The sequence below is a fragment of the Neisseria sp. P0019.S002 genome (assembly GCF_051957155.1).
Taxonomy (GTDB): Bacteria; Pseudomonadota; Gammaproteobacteria; order Burkholderiales; family Neisseriaceae; genus Neisseria; species Neisseria perflava.
In genome coordinates this window covers 94,212-112,833 of sequence record NZ_JBQCWS010000005.1, presented here as the reverse complement: position 1 = coordinate 112,833, position 18,622 = coordinate 94,212, and the positions used below count along the sequence as shown (strand labels likewise).

Below are 18,622 nucleotides of genomic sequence, written 5' to 3'. Positions count from 1 at the left end.
CGGCTTTGTTTGGGCAGTGGCAATAAAACTTGGGCTAATGGGGCTTTCATTGGGTGAAGGGATAAACGGATAAGGTCCATCCTGTCGGATAGGGATATAAAAGATAAAGGGAATAAAGATATGTACTCAAAGGTATTTGATGGAAAATGGGATAGGGCAACTGTGCAGAGGGGCTACTCCTTGATACAGCTGTTGGTGGTGATGCTGTTGGTTTCGATATTGGCGACGTAGGATATTAGGCCGTCTGAAAGATACTTAAGATCGGTTTTCAGACGGCCTTGTTGTTTGATATTGGCGTACTTTTTTAAATACAGATAAAATCCCTACTAATTATTTATAACGATATTTTTAGGATACACAGTGCTTGCTTTGGATTATTGTCATCAAAAGGCTGCAGAAAGCCATTCCAGTTTTTTATCCGGCTTTCGTTTTTTATCAGTAGAAAAACGGAATGCAATTACTGTTTTATATACTTTTTGTCGCGAACTAGACGATGTAGTTGATAGCTGTACCGATCCAAATGTAGCTCAGATAACGTTGAACTGGTGGCGCAGTGATTTGGAGAAAGTGTTTAATAATGAGATGCCTGAGCATCCCGTTCATCAGGCTTTAAAAGATATTCGGGAAAATTTTGACTTGCCGAAGAATGAATTTGAGGCCTTGATTGATGGCATGCAGATGGATTTGGAGCAGGCTCGTTATGGTAGTTTTGATGAATTAAAGCTGTATTGTCACCGTGTTGCCGGAGTTGTGGGGCGTCTTATTGCGCGGATTTTAGGTTTTTCCAATCCGAAAACTTTGGAATATGCGGACAAAATGGGCTTGGCTTTGCAGTTGACGAACATTATTCGCGATGTGGGCGAAGATGCGCGGCAGGGAAGAATTTATCTGCCGATAGAGGAAATGCAGAAGTTTGATGTGCCTGCCAACGTAATTATGCAGTGCAAACCGACAGATAATTTTGCAAAATTGATGCAGTTTCAAGTGAATAGGGCGCGTGAAACTTATCGTGAAGCGATGCTGCTTTTGCCGGCTGAGGATAAGAAATCGCAAAAAGTCGGCCTGATTATGGCGGCTATTTATTATGCGTTGTTGAATGAAATTGACCGTGATGGTGCGCAAAATGTGTTGACTTATAAAATTGCGATTCCTTCTCCCCGTAAAAAACGTATTGCTTTGAAAACTTGGCTGTTTGGATTTAAACCATGAATACTAAGCGTCCAAAAATTGCTGTGATTGGTGCCGGTTGGGCGGGTTTGTCTGCGGCGGTTTCTCTGATTCATCGAGCTGATATTTCTTTGTTTGAGGCCGGGAGACAGGCTGGCGGTAGGGCGCGTGCCTTCGCCGGGAAAGATGATGGATTCAGCTTTTTGGATAATGGGCAGCATATCTTGTTGGGCGCGTATCATGGTGTTCAAACTTTGATGCAACATATTGGCGTTCAACCTGAATCAGCCTTTTTACGCCAGCCTTTGCGATGGTACATCCATGAAGGATTACAATTTCAGACGGCCACTCTGCCTGCGCCTTGGCATTTGCTTGTCGCTATCCTGCGTGCTAAAAATCTTTCTTTTTCATTGAAAATCAAATTGCTGTCGGATATGGCGGCATTGCAACGGTGGGCAGCTCATCATAAAACCGATTTGACGGTTGCAAAGTGGTTGAGAATACGAAATGTTCCCCGCAGTCTGCTTGGCCAATTTTGGCAACCTTTGGTTTGGGGTGCTTTAAATACGCCGTTAGAACAGGCATCGTTGCGCATTTTATGCAATGTATTGAATGATGGTGTGTGGTCTGAAAAGGAAAACAGCGATTATCTTTTGCCTAAGCAGGATTTAGGGCGGATCGTAGCCGAACCGGCTTTGGCGTTCCTACTCACGCATGGTGCAAAGATACATCTTGAAACTCGTGTTTCACATTTAAACCATCATATCGATGGCCGAATTGAAATCAATGGCGAAGTATTTGATGCGGTTGTTTTGGCTGTTGCCCCATATCATGTTGACGCGCTTTTGCCTGAAGATACGCCTGACTATATTCAGACGGCCTATCAATCGTTGAGTTACCATGCGATTACCACGGTTTATTTGCGTTATGCCCAAGCAGTCAAACTGCCTGCACCTTTAACCGGGTTTTCTGATGGTACGGCGCAATGGGTGTTGCATCGGGGGGCGTTGGGTTTGCCGGATAATGAAGTCGCGGTTATCATCAGCGTTTCCGATTGTGCCGAGGCTTGGAAGGATAAAGATTTGGCCGAGAAAATTCATGCGGACATTAAGCGAGTTTGTCCGGATTTGGATAATCCTGAAGCCGTACGCATTATTACGGAAAAACGCGCGACTACGGCGGCAACGGTTGATTTTGTACAACCTGATTTCTCATGGTTGCACCATCGCCGTATTTATCCGGCTGGCGATTATCTCCATCCGCGCTATCCGGCAACATTGGAGGCTGCGGTTCAGTCGGGCTTTGCTGCGGCTGAAAAGCTTATGCTGGATTTGAAGGCTGAATAAACTGAGGCCGTCTGAATGTTCAGACGGCCTTTTTGACTTTACAAAACTTACCAAGCCGATACAATATCCGAAACCATAAAGTTCAAGGAAAAGTCATGACGACATTAGCGAACAAAACCATCTTGATTACCGGCGCATCCCAAGGCTTGGGCGAGCAGGTTGCCAAAGCCTATGCGGCTGCCGGAGCGACTGTCATTTTGGTGGCGCGTCATCAAAAGCGTTTGGAAAAAGTATATGATGCCATTGTGGCTGCGGGCAGCCCTGAGCCGTTTGCCATCTGCTTTGATTTGATGAGCGCGGAGGAGAAAGAGTTTAAGCAATTTGCGGAAACTATTGATGAAGCAACCGGCGGAAAATTGGATGGCGTGGTGCATTGTGCCAGCTATTTCTATGCCTTGTCGCCATTGGATTTTCAAACCGTATCGGAATGGGTCAACCAATACCGTATCAATACCGTTGCACCTATGGGCTTGACCCGTGTGCTGTTCCCATTGTTGAAGCAATCCGAAGACGCTTCTGTGATTTTTGTCGGCGAAAGCCACGGCGAAAAACCGCAAGCCTATTGGGGCGGTTTTGGTGCTTCCAAAGCTGCGCTCAATTATTTGTGTAAAGTGGCGGCAGACGAGTGGGAACGTTTTGACAACCTGCGTGCCAATGTTTTGGTGCCGGGTGCCATCAATTCGCCGCAACGTATCAAATCTCATCCGGGCGAATCGAAAAGCGAACGTAAAAACTACGAAGATGTCCTGCCGCAATTTATTTGGTGGGCAAGTCAAGAGAGCAGGGGGCGGACAGGCGAAATCGTCTATCTGTAAATCTACCTGCTCAGAGTGGTTTAAGAATGTAAGGCCGTCTGAAATCTATATATTCAGACGGCCTTTAACTTATTGAGTTTTATATCTAAATAATATGGAAGTTTAATGTTTGACGTGTTAACAGGCAAACATCAGGCTGGCACAAAATTAGATATAATAATCTAAGTTATAGTTATATTGGATAAATATGACGGAATTTGACTTTATCAGACAATATTTGCAGCGACAAAAATCGGAAGGTTTGATTTTTGGCATAGGAGACGATGCCGCTATTATTCGCCCAAGTAACGGATTTGATTTATGTTTTAGCGCTGATATGTTGGTCAAAGGCAGACATTTTTTTGAAGATGTTTTGCCCGAAGATTTGGCATGGAAAATGCTTGCAGTAAATTTATCCGATATGGCCGCCATGGGTGCCAAGCCGCGTTGGGTGTTGCTCAGTGCTGCGCTGCCTGAATTGAATCAAGACTGGCTCAAACGCTTTTGCGATAGCTTTTTTGCTTTGGCCACGCGTTTTGATACGGTGTTGATTGGTGGCGATACCACTAAAGGCGATTTGGTCTTTAATGTAACGATAGTAGGTGAAGTTCCGACAGGGCATGCCCTGCGGCGTGATGCGGCTGAAGTCGGCGACGATATTTGGGTATCGGGTCGGTTGGGTTTGGCTGCCGCTGCTTTGAACAAACATCTGGGGCATTATCAATTGCCGTCTGAAATCATGGCGGTTTGCGATGAGAAATTGCTCCGTCCGGAGCCGCGCGTTTCATTGGGTCAGGCATTGTTGCCGTTTGCCCATGCTGCGCAAGATGTTTCAGACGGCCTGGCTCAAGATGTGGGGCATATTTTAAAAGCCTCTGCTGTCGGTGCAGAAATATTTGCCGATTGTGTGCCGTCGTTGCCTGAATTGAAAAACGTTTTGTCGTGCGAGCAATGGTTGTCGGCAGTATTGGCCGGCGGCGATGATTACGAACTGATTTTTACTGCTGCTCCAGAAGACAGGGAACGCGTTTGTCAAGCAGCGGAACAAAGTGGCGTACCGGTCGCCCGAATTGGTAAAATTACTGACTCAGGCCGTCTGAATATTTTGGATGCCGAAGGCGGCGTATTGGAACTGACTTCTTTAGGATTTGATCATTTTGGCTGAACGTAAACCTACTTTTTCTTGGCTGTTGCACAAACCATTGTGTTTTTTAGGATTCGGTTTCGGCAGCGGCTTGTCGTCGGTTGCGCCGGGTACGGCCGGAACGCTGGCAGCATTACCTCTGGCTTTTGTATTGTGCTTGTTGGGCATAGACGGCTGGATATTGCTTTTATTGTGTATCGCCTTGTTTTTCTGGGGTATCCGCATTTGCGGTTATACCGAGAGGGAACTGGGCATTCAGGATTACGGCGGTATCGTTTGGGATGAAATTGTCGCGATGCTGCTGGTGCTGTCGCTGATTCCGTTTAAATGGAGCTGGTGGCTGGCCGCTTTTGTTATTTTCCGCTTTTTTGATGCGTTGAAACCATGGCCGATCAAATGGTTTGACCGGCGGATTCATGGAGGTTTAGGCATTATGCTTGATGATTTGATTGCGGCTGTGATGACCTTGATGGTCTTGGGCCTGTTTTATTGGATCGCGTGATGCGTTTTAAGTGTTTCGACCCTTTGCAAAAATAGGGCGGGCACGCCGGAATTATCCGGATTGAAATAAAATAAATACCATACGGGGTAAACAATTATGAATGAAATCGAGATTAACGTGGAGCCGCGTTATATGGCCGGTCAGAGCGACGTCTATCGCGACCGCTATGCCTTCAATTATCTGATTACCATCTGCAACCGCAGTGATGAAATCATTACTTTGCGTCAGCGTTTTTGGGAAATCACCGACGGACACGGTGAGACAGAGCAGGTCGGACATGCCGGCTTGATTGAAGAGCAACCTGTTTTGTACCCGGGCGAAGCCTATGAGTACAACAGCGGTTCGCAAATCAGCACGCCTTGGGGCAGTATCGAAGGCGCGTATGAGTTTGAAGACAGCATCGGCAAACGTTTCGTTATCGGGGTGCCGAAGCTTGAATTCAAAGCAGGCTTTACTTTGCAATAGGCCGTCTGAAAAATGAAAAACCGGAACATGGGAAATGTTCCGGTTTTTCATTTTTCAGACAGCCTTATCAGTCTTTGCAAGGCTGCACCAATACCCACGGCGCTACAACGACCGCCCACATTTCCTGCTTATCCGCTAAAAATGTGCGCGCCATATCATCGCTGACGGCACCGAATTTGCCTTGTTCCATCCATTGTTTCAATGGCGCGGCTTCATCTTCGGCAACATGGTGGGCGACGGCAATCAAATCCAAATCAGGTGCCACATAGACGGCGGCACCGCGTGCGAAGTGGGGTTGCAGCTCTTCCCATGAAATACGGGCGGTTTCGGTATTGAGTTTTTCGTTTAAGAGTGGAATAGACATAGGATAATCATCAAATAAAAAATGGATTGTAACCGATATTCGGCCTTTTACCCGATGCCGTCTGAAAACGAAAGAAATTTACAGGGTTAACGTTATACAGTATCATTTTAATGTTTTAATTTTCTTTCAGACGGCCTGTTGTCCGTATTTGGGCAAGGGCGGTTTTAGGCTTATGAATTCTGTATTGTTGACCGGATTGCTGCAAAGGCTGCTGATTGCGCTTGCCGCATTGGCAGCGTTGTGGGCTGTATATTTTTGGGCGGTATCGCCATGAGTATCGTGGTGGAAAATCTGACGGTCAGCTATCAGCGCAGGCCGGTGGTGCACCATGTGGATATGGTGTTTGAAGATGGCAAGATGTGGACGATTTTCGGGCCGAACGGCGCGGGCAAATCGACTTTGCTCAAAGCCATTATGGGCTTGCAGAAGACGGACACGGGCAGCGTGCGCTATGAAAATATGGCGCGCAAGGACATTGCCTATCTGCCGCAGCAGTCGGATATTGACCGCAGCCAGCCGATGACGGTGTTTGAACTGGCGGCGATGGGGCTGTGGTATGAAATCGGCTTTTTCGGGCGTGTGAACGCGGCGCAGAAAAAGCGTGTGATGGCGGCTTTGGAACGCGTGGAAATGCAGGATTTTGCCACGCGCCAAATTGCGCATTTGTCCAATGGCCAGTTCCAACGCGTATTGTTTGCGCGGATGCTGGTGCAGGATGCCAAATTTTTGCTGCTGGACGAACCGTTTAACGCAGTGGATGCGCGGACGACTTATGCGCTGTTGGAAGTTTTGCGCCAATGCCATCAGGACGGTCAGGCGGTGATTGCCGTGTTGCATGATTACGAGCAGGTGAGGGCATATTTTGCCAACACGTTGCTTTTGGCGCGTGAAAAAGTGACTGCCGGTGCGACTGAAAATGTGTTGACCGATGAATTTTTGGCACAGGCAAACCGAATGATGCAGAAACAGGAAGCGGCCGATTGGTGCGCGGTTTAATGGATAAGGCCGTCTGAAAGTTAGTATTTTTCAGACGGCCTAAGGCTTTCAGAGATTAATAAAAAAGCGATAAAACATGGATTTATATGATTTGGTCGTCGCGCCGTTCGCCGAATTTGACTTTATGCGCTATGCCCTGGCATCGATTTTCTGCCTGGCATTGAGCGCGGCGCCTGTCGGTGTGTTTTTGGTGATGCGCCGCATGAGTTTGGTGGGCGATGCCTTGAGCCATGCGGTTTTGCCCGGTGCGGCCATTGGCTATATGTTTGCCGGCTTGAGTTTGCCTGCAATGAGCGTCGGCGGTTTTGCAGCCGGTTTGCTGATGGCTTTGTTGGCCGGTTTGGTCAGCCGGTTTACTTCATTGAAAGAAGACGCAAACTTTGCCGCATTTTATTTGAGCAGCCTCGCCATCGGCGTGGTTTTGGTCAGCAAAAACGGCAGCAGCGTCGATTTGCTGCATTTGTTGTTTGGCTCGGTGTTGGCGGTGGATATTCCGGCTTTGCAGCTGATTGCCGTTTCTGCGAGTGTCACTATTTTGCTGATGGCGGTCATGTTCCGCCCGCTGGTGTTGGAAAGCATAGACCCTTTGTTCCTCAAGGCTGTCGGCGGTAAGGGCGGTTTTTGGCATGTGCTGTTTTTGGTGTTGGTCGTGATGAATCTGGTTGCCGGTTTTCAGGCATTGGGTACGCTGATGTCGGTAGGCTTGATGATGTTGCCGGCGATTACTGCCAGACTGTGGGCGAAAAGCATGGGTTGGCTGATGATTTTGTCTGTCGCATTGGCTTTGCTTTGCGGCTTGGCAGGACTGTTGTTTTCCTACCATATCGAAATCCCGTCCGGCCCTGCGATTATTTTATGCTGCGGCACGCTTTACCTGATTTCCGTCGTGTTTGGTTGGGAAGGTGGCATTTTGGCAAAATGGCTGCGCAGCAAGAAACACCGCACGGCATGATTTTTCAGACGGCCGCTTGAATAAACAGGCGGTCTGTTTTATGATGATGTTAATGTTACGTTATATCACTGGAGAGAATATGAAACATTGGAAACTCGGCATCGTTGCCGCATTATTGACCGGTGCCGCTTATGCCGCTCCGCTGCCTGTTGTCACCAGCTTCAGCATTTTGGGCGACGTGGCCAAACAGATTGGTGGCGACCGTGTGGCCGTTCAAAGCTTGGTGGGCGCAAACCAAGACAGCCATGCCTACCACATGACCAGTGGAGACATCAAGAAAATCCGCAGTGCCAAATTGGTATTGCTTAACGGTTTGGGCTTGGAAGCCGCCGATGTACAGCGTGCAGTCAAACAGAGTAAAGTTCCTTTCGCCGAAGCGACCAAAGGCATTCAGGCTTTGAAAGCAGAAGAGGGCGGCCATCATCATGACCACGATCACGAAGGCCATCATCACGATCACGGCGAGTTTGACCCGCACGTTTGGACCGACCCCGTCCTGATGGGTACTTATGCGCAAAACGTTGCCAATGCGCTGATTCAAGCTGACCCTGAGGGCAAAACCTACTATCAGCAACGTTTGGGCAACTATCAAATGCAGCTGAAAAAACTGCACAGCGATGCGCAGGCTGCCTTTAATGCCGTACCTGCCGCCAAGCGTAAAGTCTTGACCGGACACGATGCGTTCTCTTACATGGGCAAACGCTACAATATTGAATTTATCGCCCCTCAAGGCGTGAGCAGCGAAGCCGAGCCGTCTGCCAAACAAGTGGCTTCCATCATCCGCCAAATCAAACGCGAGGGTATTAAAGCCGTCTTTACTGAAAACATCAAAGACACGCGCATGATTGACCGTATTGCCAAAGAAACCGGCGTCAATGTCAGCGGACGTTTGTATTCCGATGCATTGGGTGGCGCACCGGCCAACAGCTACATCGGCATGTACCGCTACAATGTCAAAATTATGACCGATGCCATGAAAAAATAAAGCGGCTTAAGGATAAAGGCCGTCTGAAACCTTAAAAACAAGGTTTCAGACGGCCTTTTATATGCTTATTTTTAAAATAAACCGTCAAATTTAAAATATAAAAATAAAATTTGTGCTATTAGAAGTTTAATTATCAAAAATTCATGCTAATTTGCTTGGCAAGTACGCACCATCCGTGCGAATTGCTTATCGGCTGTCTGCCGGCCACTCACGGCTTGACTTCACCCTGTTACAATTCGGCATCTTCACGTTTCTTAATATTACATCATGAGCAACCATTCGTCTTGGTCATCCAAAATCGGCTTTGTGCTTGCTGCGGCAGGCTCGGCCATCGGTTTGGGTGCAATTTGGAAATTCCCTTATACAGCCGGTACCAACGGCGGCGCCGTATTCTTCCTTTTGTTTTTGATTTTCACCATTTTGGTGGCTTTGCCGGTTCAACTGGCCGAGTTTTACATCGGCCGTACGGGCGGTAAAAACGCCATTGATTCCTTTAAAGTATTACGTCCGGGTTCGCAGTGGCCGTGGGTTGGCCGCATGGGTGTGGCCGCGTGTTTTATTTTGCTGTCGTTTTACAGCGTGGTCGGCGGCTGGGTATTGAACTACGTTGTACACAGCTTTACTGGCGAAATTCATGTTGGCGCAGACTTTAAGGCTCTGTTTGAAAATACGATTTCTTCGCCGTTTGGCTCGCTGTTTTACCAAGGTTTGTTCATGCTGATTACCATTTGGGTGGTCAAAGGCGGCGTTTCAGACGGCATTGAAAAGGCAAACCGCGTGTTGATGCCGGGTTTGTTTATCCTCTTTATCGCGCTGGCTTTCCGTTCGCTGACCTTGCCCGGCGCAATGGAGGGCGTGGCATTCTTGTTAAAACCGGATTGGTCGTATTTGAAACCGGGTACGATGCTGACTGCTTTGGGGCAGGCGTTTTTTGCTTTGAGTATCGGCGTGTCCGCGATGATTACCTATGCCTCGTATTTGGGTAAGGATCAGGATATGTTCCGTTCCGGCCATATGATTATGTGGATGAACCTGTTTGTGTCGCTGCTGGCCGGATTGGTGATTTTCCCTGCGGTATTTGCTTTCGGTTTTGAACCCGGTCAGGGCCCAGGTTTGATTTTTGTCGTATTGCCTGCGGTATTCATGAAAATGCCGATGGGTACATATTTGTTTGCCGTGTTTATGCTGTTGGTTGTCTTTGCGACGCTGACTTCCGCGTTTTCCATGCTGGAAACCGTGATCGCGGCAACCATCCGTCAAGACGAGAAAAAGCGCAGCAGCCACGCTTGGGTAACCGGCATTGCGATTTTCATAGTCGGTATCCCTTCGGCGCTGTCATTTGGCGTTTGGGGCGAGTTTAAAATTTTCGGCAAAACCATTTTTGATTTGTGGGACTTCATTATTTCCGCCGTCATCATGCCGATTGGCGCATTGAGCGTTGCTGTGTTTACGTCATGGGTTCAGGACAAACAGTCTGTTTTACGTGATGCGGGCATGGGTAGCACCATTCCGAAACAGTTGCTTTACCTGTGGCTGGGTGCGCTTCGCTATCTTGCTCCGATTGCGATTATTGTCGTGTTCATCAACTCTTTGGGTTTGATTTAATCTGATAGTGAGCAAACAGTCTGGCGTTGCATTGCTTCGCCGGACTGTTTGTTTAAAAACATCCTTAAAAATATTAAGGCCGTCTGAAAATTTTTCAGACGGCCTTTTTATATACGCGCGAGGCTGATTAGAACTTCGCTTGTAGTCTCAACCATGCAGTACGGCCGGGTTCGTTCACGCGCATGGTTTGAGTACCGGCAGACGGGTCGCCACCACGGCTGACGAATTCAGCATAGGTTTTGTTGAACACGTTGTCCACGCCGCCTTGCAATGTGGCGTATTTGCTGAGTTTCCAACCGGCATTGAGCGAGAGTACGCCAAAGCCTGAAGAAGCGCCGATGTCTTGGCCGATGATATTGCCTTGGCCTTTGCTGTAACGGTTTTGTTTGGCTACAACGCGCCATAATGCTCCTGCGCTGAATTTGCCGTTGTCAAAGGCGAGGGTGTTGTTCCACTCGAGCGGTGGCGTTTGTGCCAAAGGTTTGCCGTCGGTACGGTTTTTGCCGTGGGTGTAGGCGAGGCTGGTGCCGACTTCCCAGTTAGGCGCAAATGTCCATTTGACTTCGGCTTCGCCGCCAAAGCGTGAAGCGTTGATGTTGCGTACGTTGAAATCCATGCCTTGGCGCTCCATCATGATGAAGTCTTTGATGTTGCTGCCGAATACAGATACAGATGCGTGGAGGTTAGGACGTTTCCAGATTACACCAGCATCGATTTGGCGATTTTGCTCTGCTCGGATGGCTTTGTTTTCGGAGCGCAGGCGTTCCCAATAGTCAGGTGCGCGTTCGGCAATACCGAAGCCGGCATAGTATTTTAGGCCGTTGTCCGTATTTCTTTCCCAGCGCAGGAAGCCTGAGTTCAAATTGAATTTTTGATGTTTCAAAACGGGGTCGGTCACGCGCGCGGTATCGTAATGCGCTTTGACTTGGTCATGGCGCAAACCTGCTACCCAGCGTTGATTGTCGGTTTGTTGCCAAGAGGCTTCGGTGAAAATACCCCATTGTTTGAAACTTTGGTTGGGCATATAAGGCTTGTGGCTGTAGCCGTCGCCGCCACGCTCATGACGCGCGACGTGGACGTCGTCCAGATAATCCAAACCGGTTTGCAGGTTGAGCTTGTCCCAGTCGAAAGTGGCTTTCAGACGGCCTGTATCAGTATTGCGTTTAGGGTTGTTAGCATTTTTAATCTGCTTGCCGGCAGGATTGTAGATGGTACGCAGGCTGTATGTGTCCATCACGTGGTCGATTTCGCTTTTACCGTAGCGCAGTTCCAACTCGCTGAACCATGGTGTGAGGTTGCGTTGGGTAAAACGGATATTCCACGCATCACGGTCGAATTTGCTGCCGTCCATCATGCGGTCGGCGTAGGCAACCTTGGCTCTGCTGCGTTCGTATGTGCCGGCAATGGTGGTGTTTTCTGTCGGGGTAACACCCAGTTGCAACATTTGGCTGTCGCGTTTGAAGTTGGAGTGAATGCGGTTGCCGTCGCCGTCTTTGTAATCGTCGGCTTCGTTATGGGAGATATTGGTACGGACGTAGCCGTATTTGCCGCCGAACTCGGCCTCCAGCGAGCCGTCAAGGCGGTCATTGCTGCCTGCTGTCAGGGTGGCGTTAATGTTGTAAGGTTTTTCAGTGAAATCAGGATCTTTACGGATAAATTGCACTGAGCCGCTGACCAAGCCCATGCCTTGGGTAACGGTTTGCGGGCCTTTGGTAACCACGACTTTGTCAAATGAATTTGGGTGAATATAGGCAGTCGGCGGATCCATGCGCATACCGCAACCGCCATAAATAAACTGGTCGTCGGCATTGACGGAGAGGCGCGAACCGCCCAAACCGCGAAATAACGGATCGCCCGAGCTGCCGCCTTTGCGGATGATGCTCATGTTGGGCACGGATTGTAAAAGGTCTGCCCCGTCTCCGGCAGGGAGGGGTTGCAAAGCAGCTTTGGGGTTGAAAGTAACGCGATTGGCTTTTTCTTGTTGTGTGCCGGTGACGGTGACAGGGGAAAGGGTAACCGTTTCTTCAGGTGTAGGATCGGTATCTGCCCATGCTTGGGATACGGCTAAGGCAATGGGTAAGATAAGTAATGGTGGGTATTTCATGTGGTTTCTCTCTGTTATTAGGAATTATGTTTATTAATACCTAAGTATTATACATAAAGTCTAGTTAAATAGAAGCAGTGGGATTTTAATCTAAATCAATATTTTCAGATTTTGGGCGCATAGGTTGTTTATTAAGATTGGTCATACCAAAATATTGATTTGAAGGCATTGGTGAGGTTACTTGATAAAAATGAATGTGTTTGAATTAAACTGCTTGCAATGGGGAGAATGGCATTTCTTGACGAAAAAATAGGGGATTGATTAGAATGGGCGGCCAATTGGTCAATCCAATTTATGGCCGTTTGAATACAACTGTCCTTCAATCATCAGGAATACAACATGACGAAATTGGTTCGTCCGCAAAAAATCAGCGATCAGGTTTTAGCCGTTTTGGAAGAACGTATCGCTACCGGCATCTATGAAGAAGGCAGTAAATTGCCTCCCGAACGTACGCTTGCGGAAGAATTTGGCGTATCGCGTCCGTCGGTCAGGGTGGCATTGAATATCTTGATTGCCAAGCAGGTTTTGGAAGCGCGGCAGGGTGATGGTTATTATGTTTCCGTCAAGCCGCAGCAGGATTTTTTGCAAAGCTGGCAGGAGTTGCTCGGCAAACATACCAATTGGGAAACAGACGTTTTCGATTTCAGCTGCCACGTTGAGGGCTGTATGGCGGCACTGGCCGCCGAAAGACGGACTGACGCCGATTTGAAACGCATTGACTTCTGGCGGCAGAAGTTTGAGACGGCCTGTGAAAGCGGAAATTTGGAGCATCAAGCCGAAGCAGACGTCAGCTTCCATCAAACCATTGCCGATGCCGCACACAATATCCTGTTCAGCCACCTTTCCAGCAGCCTGCTCAAAATGCTTTATCAGCAAACACGCAGCGGCATTATCTATATCCATCAAACCGAAGACCCGCGCCCGACCCTGATTGCCCAGCACCGCGCTATTTTTGAAGCCATTGCCCAGGCCAAACCGGCCGAGGCGGCGGAAGCAGCCAAGTTGCACTTGAATTATGTCGCCCGCCGCATTTTGCAGGACAGGGAATATCAAAGTCGCAGCGAGCATGCGGATGTATTGGCACAAAACGATTTGAAACGAGTAGATTGGTAGCGTTTAAAAATAATCAGGCCGTCTGAATTTTTCAGACGGCCTGATTTTGCAAATAAGACCTTTTAGTGCCACAATCTTCCTCATTCTGTCTGAGAACAAAGGAAGCACCATGTACCGTCATGTCGAGTATTATCCCGGCGACCCGATTTTGAGTTTGGTTGAAACCTTCAAACGCGACGAGCGTCCTGAAAAAGTCAATTTGAGCATCGGCATTTATTTTGATGACGAAGGCAAAATGCCGGTTTTGGAATCTGTCCGCCGGGCAGAAGCAGAGCGTGCGGCCGTACCGCGTCCCTCTCCTTATCTGCCGATGGAAGGTTTGGACACTTACCGAAGCGCGGTTCAGCGTTTGTTGTTTGGCAAGGATAATCCGGCATTGGCAGAAGGGCGTGTTGCGACCGTACAGACTTTAGGCGGCTCAGGGGCGTTGAAAGTCGGTGCCGACTTTCTGCACCGTTGGTTCCCCGATGCAAAAGCCTATGTCAGCGATCCGACTTGGGACAACCATAAAGGCATTTTTGAAGGGGCAGGTTTTGAAGTGGGGACGTATCCTTATTACAACCCTGAAACCGTCGGCGTGAAATTTGAAGAAATGACTGCGTTTTTCAAAACATTGCCGGAAAACAGCGTCTTGATTTTGCATCCATGCTGTCAAAACCCGACCGGCGTAGATATGTCGAAAGCGCAATGGGATGAAGTGTTGGATATTATCAAAACGCACAAGCTGATTCCGTTTATGGATATTGCCTATCAAGGTTTCGGCGAGGATTTGGACAACGATGCCTATGCAATCCGTAAAGCCGTCGAAATGGGCCTGCCTTTGTTTGTCAGCAACTCTTTCTCGAAAAACCTGTCGCTGTACGGCGAGCGCGTCGGCGGTTTGAGCGTAGTGTGTCCTAATAAGGAAGAAGCAGAGCTGGTGTTCGGACAGTTGAAATTTACTGTCCGCCGCATTTATTCCAGCCCTGCCGCGCATGGTGCATACATCGCTTCTGATGTGATGAACAGCGAGGAGCTGCGCGCTTTGTGGGAAAACGAGGTTTACGCCATGCGCAACCGCATCCGTGCCATGCGTCAGAAACTTTATGATGTTTTGACGGCCAAAATCCCTAATCGTGATTTCAGCTATTTCATCAAACAGCGCGGCATGTTCAGCTATACAGGCCTGACCGTAGAGCAGGTACACCGCCTGCGTGATGAGTTTGCCGTTTACCTGCTGGATTCGGGCAGGATGTGTGTGGCAGGATTGAATGCATCGAATATCGATTATGTGGCCGAAGCATTTGCCAAAGTGTTGCAATAGCCGTTCAATCTGAAATTGAATGTAGTTTTATTTGAAGTAAATCAAAAGGCCGTCTGAAAAATTTTCATCTTTCAGACGGCCTATTTATAATTGGCGCACCCAACAGGGATCGAACCTGTGACCTCCAGCTTCGGAAACTGACACTCTTCCAACTGAGCTATGGGTGCGAAAGCCGTAAGGTTAACGCATATTGGCTTTATTGGCAAAGTTTATCTTGAAAGTGTCTGAAAGTGGCATTGGCGGTCACTTTTTTGCATAGCTGGAATAATCAATTAACTACAAAGGCTTAGCAGAATTTAGATGGCCTTTTGAGGATTTTTGCGTATCTTTTTCTCAAGATGGATTGGAAAGCTTTTGCGAATTCAGTATAATCCAGCAAAATATTGTTAACTGCGTTTAACACATAAACTATAACTTACAGCACAACCTAACCTAACGGCGAGGCCTACCAAATGAAACAACTCCGCGACCACAAAGCCCAAGGCTCTGCATTGTTCACCCTTGTGAGCGGTATCGTTATTGTCATTGCAGTGATTTACTTCCTGATCAAACTGGCGGGAAGCGGTTCATTCGGCGATGTTGCCGAAACAACCGAAGCTGCGACTCAAACCCGTATCCAGCCAGTCGGCCAACTGAAATTGGGCGATGGTATTCCAGTCGGCGAGCGTCAAGGCGATCAGATTTTCAACAAAATCTGTATTCAATGTCACGCGGCAGACAGCATCGTTCCTAACGCGCCTAAATTTGAAAACAAAGGCGATTGGGCGCCTCGCATTGCACAAGGTTTCGATACCTTGTTCCAACACGCTCTGAATGGTTTCAACGCAATGCCTGCCAAAGGCGGTGCGGCTGATTTGACCGATCAAGAATTGAAACGCGCCATTACTTATATGGCCAACAAAGCCGGCGGTACTTTCCCTGATCCTGATGCCGCAGCTCCTGCCGATGCAGCCGCTTCCGGTGAAGCCGCTTCAGCTCCGGCAGCTGAAGGTGCAGCTCCTGCAGAAGCCCCTAAAGCAGATGCGGCCAAAGCAGATGACAAAGGTGCGGCAGCTCCAGCAGCCGGCGGTGCAGACGGCAAAAAAGTTTACGAAGCCAACTGCCAAGCATGTCACGGCGGCGCAGTTCCAGGTGTTCCTCATGTAGGTAAAAAAGAAGACTGGGCTCCTCGTATCAAACAAGGTAAAGACACCCTGCACAAACACGCACTCGAAGGCTTTAACGCAATGCCTGCCAAAGGCGGTAACGGTAGCCTGAGCGATGATGAAGTGAAAGCTGCAGTTGATTACATGGCTAATCAGTCTGGTGCTAAATTCTAAGATTTGATTTTGAATCTCGAATAGAAGGCGCATTCTGCAAAAGGATGCGCTTTTTTCGTGCAGGAAATCCGGATCTTGCTATAATACTGAAGTAGTAAATTATTCTCATGATCAAGGGTCGTCTGAAAGATTCAGACGGCCTTCGAATACAATCAAGATTCTTTTAAAGAAGTTCAACCATATTCACATACGACAAAACAATCACGGAGTTATCTCATGGCAAAAAAATATTTCGGTACTGACGGTGTGCGCGGTGAAGTCGGTCAATTCCCTATCAATCCTGATTTTGTTTTGAAATTGGGTTATGCGGCAGGTCAGGTTTTGGTACAGCATGAAGGCGAAATTAAACCGACCGTATTAATCGGTAAAGACACGCGTATTTCAGGTTATATGCTGGAAGCTGCGCTGATTGCCGGTTTTACCGCCGCCGGTGTCAATGTTATTCAAACCGGCCCTCTGCCGACTCCGGGTGTAGCGTATTTGACCCGTGCTTTGCGTTTGTCTGCCGGTGTGATGATTTCTGCTTCCCATAACGTTTATTCTGACAACGGCATTAAATTCTTTGCTGAAGGCGGTGTGAAGTTGAGCGATGAAATCGAGTTGGAAATCGAAGCTAAAATCGATGAGGAAATGAAAACCCAGCCGTCCAGCCGTCTTGGCCGCGCGCGCCGGATTAATGGTGCGGATGACCGCTATATCGAGTTCTGTAAATCCACTTTCCCAAGTCATTTGGATTTGCGCGGTCTGAAATTGGTGGTCGATACCGCCAATGGTGCAGGCTATGCAGTTGCGCCTAAAGTATTCCACGAATTGGGTGCGCAAGTGGTTAGTATCGGTGATGAGCCAAACGGCTACAACATCAATGAGAAATGCGGTGCGACCCATCCGAAAGCTTTGCAAGCGGCTGTGTTGCAAAATGAAGCCGATTACGGCATTGCCTTGGATGGCGATGGCGACCGTTTGATGATGGTTGACCGCAATGGCAAAGTGTATGACGGCGACAGTCTGATTTATGTGATTGCCAAAGCACGCGCACACGAAGGCGTGGAAATCGGCGGCGTGGTGGGTACAGTGATGACCAATATGGCGATGGAAGTTGCTTTAAAAGAGCAGGGTGTTGATTTCTGCCGCGCCAAAGTGGGCGACCGCTATGTGTTGGAACAGCTTCATCAACGCGGTTGGCTGATTGGCGGCGAAGCCAGCGGCCATATTTTGTGTATGGACAAACACAATACCGGCGACGGCATCATTTCCGCGCTGCAAGTTTTGGCGGCACTGCAAACCTTGAATCAAGACCTTGCCACCGTTTGCGCCGATTGGCAGCCGTATCCGCAAACCATGATTAACGTCCGTATCAAAAAAGGCCAAAACTGGCAGGATGCTTCCAAAGAGGCTTTGGCTGAAGTGGAAAAAGAACTCGAAGGTAAAGGCCGCGTGGTCTTGCGTGCATCCGGTACCGAGCCTGTCGTGCGCGTGATGGTGGAAGCCAAGCAGGCGGACTGGGCGAAAAAAGGCGCAGAAAAAATTGCCGCGGCCATTCAAGGTCAAAAGTAACAGTGTGTTTGATTTTGAATTGAACTAAATAAAAGGCCGTCTGTTGTTCAGACGGCCTTTGTGTTTCAGTTGAAAGCTTAGTTGCTCAAGACATCAACGCCTTTAGGAGGAGTGAACTTGAACATACCGCTGGAAAGGTTAGGCTTGGTGTTCAAACCACTGAAGCTGATGCTGGTTTGGTTGCCGAAGCTGTCTTTCAGCTGCATGGCGGCGAGGTTGTCGCCTTTGAAGCCGATGCGGATGTATTGGTAGCCGGCGTTGTTTTTCTTAGGCGTAGCCAAAACGTAGTCGATACCGTTGGCAGAACCGTCTTCTTTCAGCGTGTAGCTGCTGTCCAATGCCGTTTTGTTGGAGAGGATGGCGGCAGGGCTGTCGCCGATGGTTTGGTCTTGTGAGGACTTGGTTACTTGCGCCAAATCTACGTCATAGAGCCAAATGGTTTTGCCGTCGCCGACGATGGTTTGTTTGTAGGGTTTGGTGTATTCCCATTTGAACAAGCCCGGGCGCAGGATTTTGAATGTACCGTGTGTAGTTTGTGTTTTCTTTTTGCTGTGAACGGTTTGGCTGAAGTTGCCGCTGATACCGTCGGCGTCATTATTGAATTTTTTCAGGGCGTCCACTGCGCCGGCTTGTGCAAAGCCGATGGCTGAAGAAAGCAGAGCGGCAGCGGTCAGGGTGAACAGTCGGGTAGTTTTCATGTTTTGGTTCCTTGTTCGGAGAGATGGGTTCAGTATAGACGTTATGGTGTAACAGGCAAGGGGTTGAATGGGGGGTTTAATTTGTGTAAATATGAAAAATCCAAGCAAGTATCTGAAATAATTTCATTTCTTTAGACGGCCTGTATTTGGTTTTGACGTTTTTTTAATGAAACGCATAAGGGCTTGGTGTGGTATTTAATGTCATTTTACG

At 48.4% G+C, this 18,622-nt stretch carries 18 protein-coding genes and 1 tRNA gene; 15 read left to right on the top strand and 4 right to left on the bottom strand.

From position 1 onward, the window contains the following. Positions 1-120: 120 nt before the first annotated feature. From ACTHTY_RS09285 to apaG, 7 genes are all read left to right on the top strand, one after another. Positions 121-231, top strand: a complete 111-nt coding sequence (locus tag ACTHTY_RS09285) for a prepilin-type N-terminal cleavage/methylation domain-containing protein (protein WP_440367338.1) — start codon at positions 121-123, stop codon at positions 229-231. Between the two features lie 129 nt (positions 232-360). Beyond that, a complete protein-coding gene (gene hpnD / locus ACTHTY_RS09280; RefSeq protein ID WP_440367336.1) occupies positions 361-1,209 on the top strand; it encodes a presqualene diphosphate synthase HpnD in 849 nt (282 codons plus the stop codon). Further along, positions 1,206-2,513, top strand: a complete 1,308-nt coding sequence (gene hpnE, locus ACTHTY_RS09275; RefSeq protein WP_440367335.1) for a hydroxysqualene dehydroxylase HpnE — start codon at positions 1,206-1,208, stop codon at positions 2,511-2,513. The genes hpnD and hpnE overlap by 4 nt, the downstream gene beginning before the upstream one ends. A 95-nt stretch (positions 2,514-2,608) precedes the next feature. Next, on the top strand, positions 2,609-3,328 hold the full coding sequence (locus ACTHTY_RS09270; RefSeq protein WP_308905018.1) for an SDR family oxidoreductase: 720 nt from the start codon (positions 2,609-2,611) through the stop codon (positions 3,326-3,328). A gap of 187 nt (positions 3,329-3,515) precedes the next feature. Then, positions 3,516-4,472: a thiamine-phosphate kinase gene (thiL, locus tag ACTHTY_RS09265; RefSeq protein WP_440367334.1), complete on the top strand. Its 957-nt coding sequence runs from the start codon at positions 3,516-3,518 to the stop codon at positions 4,470-4,472. Continuing rightward, positions 4,465-4,953, top strand: coding sequence for a phosphatidylglycerophosphatase A family protein (locus tag ACTHTY_RS09260; RefSeq protein WP_440367332.1), 489 nt, complete (start codon positions 4,465-4,467; stop codon positions 4,951-4,953). The genes thiL and ACTHTY_RS09260 overlap by 8 nt, the downstream gene beginning before the upstream one ends. A gap of 96 nt (positions 4,954-5,049) precedes the next feature. After that, complete coding sequence (gene apaG, locus ACTHTY_RS09255) at positions 5,050-5,418, top strand: Co2+/Mg2+ efflux protein ApaG (protein ID WP_003682575.1); 369 nt, start codon at positions 5,050-5,052, stop codon at positions 5,416-5,418. A 67-nt stretch (positions 5,419-5,485) separates the two neighbouring features. On the opposite strand, the gene ACTHTY_RS09250 is transcribed toward apaG, so the two are convergent. Continuing rightward, positions 5,486-5,782, bottom strand: coding sequence for a DUF2288 domain-containing protein (locus ACTHTY_RS09250; RefSeq protein WP_377073250.1), 297 nt, complete (start codon positions 5,780-5,782; stop codon positions 5,486-5,488). A 270-nt stretch (positions 5,783-6,052) separates the two neighbouring features. Between ACTHTY_RS09250 and ACTHTY_RS09245 the strand changes: the two genes are divergently transcribed. From ACTHTY_RS09245 to ACTHTY_RS09230, 4 genes are all read left to right on the top strand, one after another. After that, positions 6,053-6,778: a metal ABC transporter ATP-binding protein gene (locus ACTHTY_RS09245; protein WP_070607635.1), complete on the top strand. Its 726-nt coding sequence runs from the start codon at positions 6,053-6,055 to the stop codon at positions 6,776-6,778. Between the two features lie 76 nt (positions 6,779-6,854). Continuing rightward, a complete protein-coding gene (locus ACTHTY_RS09240) occupies positions 6,855-7,730 on the top strand; it encodes a metal ABC transporter permease (protein ID WP_440367330.1) in 876 nt (291 codons plus the stop codon). A 79-nt stretch (positions 7,731-7,809) separates the two neighbouring features. Then, on the top strand, positions 7,810-8,715 hold the full coding sequence (locus tag ACTHTY_RS09235; protein ID WP_440367328.1) for a metal ABC transporter solute-binding protein, Zn/Mn family: 906 nt from the start codon (positions 7,810-7,812) through the stop codon (positions 8,713-8,715). 267 nt (positions 8,716-8,982) lie between these two features. Then, positions 8,983-10,320 carry a sodium-dependent transporter gene (locus tag ACTHTY_RS09230; protein WP_440367326.1) on the top strand — a complete coding sequence of 446 codons (1,338 nt, stop codon included), beginning with the start codon at positions 8,983-8,985 and terminating at the stop codon, positions 10,318-10,320. Positions 10,321-10,447: 127 nt separating this feature from the next. Here the strand turns inward: ACTHTY_RS09230 and ACTHTY_RS09225 are convergent, their stop codons facing one another. Then, complete coding sequence (locus tag ACTHTY_RS09225; protein WP_440367324.1) at positions 10,448-12,424, bottom strand: TonB-dependent copper receptor; 1,977 nt, start codon at positions 12,422-12,424, stop codon at positions 10,448-10,450. A 339-nt stretch (positions 12,425-12,763) separates the two neighbouring features. Here ACTHTY_RS09225 and ACTHTY_RS09220 point away from each other — a divergent pair, with 339 nt between their 5' ends. Both ACTHTY_RS09220 and ACTHTY_RS09215 read left to right on the top strand, forming a co-directional pair. Further along, positions 12,764-13,537: a FadR/GntR family transcriptional regulator gene (locus tag ACTHTY_RS09220; protein ID WP_049331101.1), complete on the top strand. Its 774-nt coding sequence runs from the start codon at positions 12,764-12,766 to the stop codon at positions 13,535-13,537. Between the two features lie 109 nt (positions 13,538-13,646). Further along, positions 13,647-14,840 (top strand): amino acid aminotransferase, encoded by a 1,194-nt coding sequence (locus tag ACTHTY_RS09215; protein WP_440367322.1) that lies wholly within the window; start codon positions 13,647-13,649, stop codon positions 14,838-14,840. A gap of 91 nt (positions 14,841-14,931) precedes the next feature. Here ACTHTY_RS09215 and ACTHTY_RS09210 read toward each other — a convergent pair. Next, positions 14,932-15,007 (bottom strand) — tRNA-Arg (locus ACTHTY_RS09210). Between the two features lie 285 nt (positions 15,008-15,292). Here ACTHTY_RS09210 and ACTHTY_RS09205 point away from each other — a divergent pair. After that, the gene (locus ACTHTY_RS09205) at positions 15,293-16,159 is read left to right on the top strand and encodes a c-type cytochrome (protein ID WP_440367321.1); all 867 of its coding nucleotides are present in this window, start codon (positions 15,293-15,295) and stop codon (positions 16,157-16,159) included. Positions 16,160-16,375: 216 nt separating this feature from the next. Next, on the top strand, positions 16,376-17,713 hold the full coding sequence (gene glmM / locus ACTHTY_RS09200) for a phosphoglucosamine mutase (protein ID WP_004520640.1): 1,338 nt from the start codon (positions 16,376-16,378) through the stop codon (positions 17,711-17,713). Between the two features lie 77 nt (positions 17,714-17,790). Here glmM and lolA read toward each other — a convergent pair whose 3' ends face one another. Continuing rightward, the gene (gene lolA, locus ACTHTY_RS09195) at positions 17,791-18,411 is read right to left on the bottom strand and encodes an outer membrane lipoprotein chaperone LolA (RefSeq protein ID WP_003682545.1); all 621 of its coding nucleotides are present in this window, start codon (positions 18,409-18,411) and stop codon (positions 17,791-17,793) included. Positions 18,412-18,622 lie beyond the last annotated feature (211 nt).

Coding starts and splice junctions, on each gene's coding strand:
- ACTHTY_RS09245 (WP_070607635.1), top strand. CDS start 6,053: ATGAGTATCGTGGTGGAAAATCTGACGGTCAGCTATCAGCGCAGGCCG.
- ACTHTY_RS09205 (WP_440367321.1), top strand. CDS start 15,293: ATGAAACAACTCCGCGACCACAAAGCCCAAGGCTCTGCATTGTTCACC.
- ACTHTY_RS09220 (WP_049331101.1), top strand. CDS start 12,764: ATGACGAAATTGGTTCGTCCGCAAAAAATCAGCGATCAGGTTTTAGCC.
- ACTHTY_RS09230 (WP_440367326.1), top strand. CDS start 8,983: ATGAGCAACCATTCGTCTTGGTCATCCAAAATCGGCTTTGTGCTTGCT.
- lolA (WP_003682545.1), bottom strand. CDS start 18,411: ATGAAAACTACCCGACTGTTCACCCTGACCGCTGCCGCTCTGCTTTCT.
- ACTHTY_RS09250 (WP_377073250.1), bottom strand. CDS start 5,782: ATGTCTATTCCACTCTTAAACGAAAAACTCAATACCGAAACCGCCCGT.
- ACTHTY_RS09240 (WP_440367330.1), top strand. CDS start 6,855: ATGGATTTATATGATTTGGTCGTCGCGCCGTTCGCCGAATTTGACTTT.
- ACTHTY_RS09285 (WP_440367338.1), top strand. CDS start 121: ATGTACTCAAAGGTATTTGATGGAAAATGGGATAGGGCAACTGTGCAG.
- ACTHTY_RS09225 (WP_440367324.1), bottom strand. CDS start 12,424: ATGAAATACCCACCATTACTTATCTTACCCATTGCCTTAGCCGTATCC.
- apaG (WP_003682575.1), top strand. CDS start 5,050: ATGAATGAAATCGAGATTAACGTGGAGCCGCGTTATATGGCCGGTCAG.
- ACTHTY_RS09270 (WP_308905018.1), top strand. CDS start 2,609: ATGACGACATTAGCGAACAAAACCATCTTGATTACCGGCGCATCCCAA.
- hpnE (WP_440367335.1), top strand. CDS start 1,206: ATGAATACTAAGCGTCCAAAAATTGCTGTGATTGGTGCCGGTTGGGCG.
- ACTHTY_RS09215 (WP_440367322.1), top strand. CDS start 13,647: ATGTACCGTCATGTCGAGTATTATCCCGGCGACCCGATTTTGAGTTTG.
- ACTHTY_RS09235 (WP_440367328.1), top strand. CDS start 7,810: ATGAAACATTGGAAACTCGGCATCGTTGCCGCATTATTGACCGGTGCC.
- thiL (WP_440367334.1), top strand. CDS start 3,516: ATGACGGAATTTGACTTTATCAGACAATATTTGCAGCGACAAAAATCG.
- glmM (WP_004520640.1), top strand. CDS start 16,376: ATGGCAAAAAAATATTTCGGTACTGACGGTGTGCGCGGTGAAGTCGGT.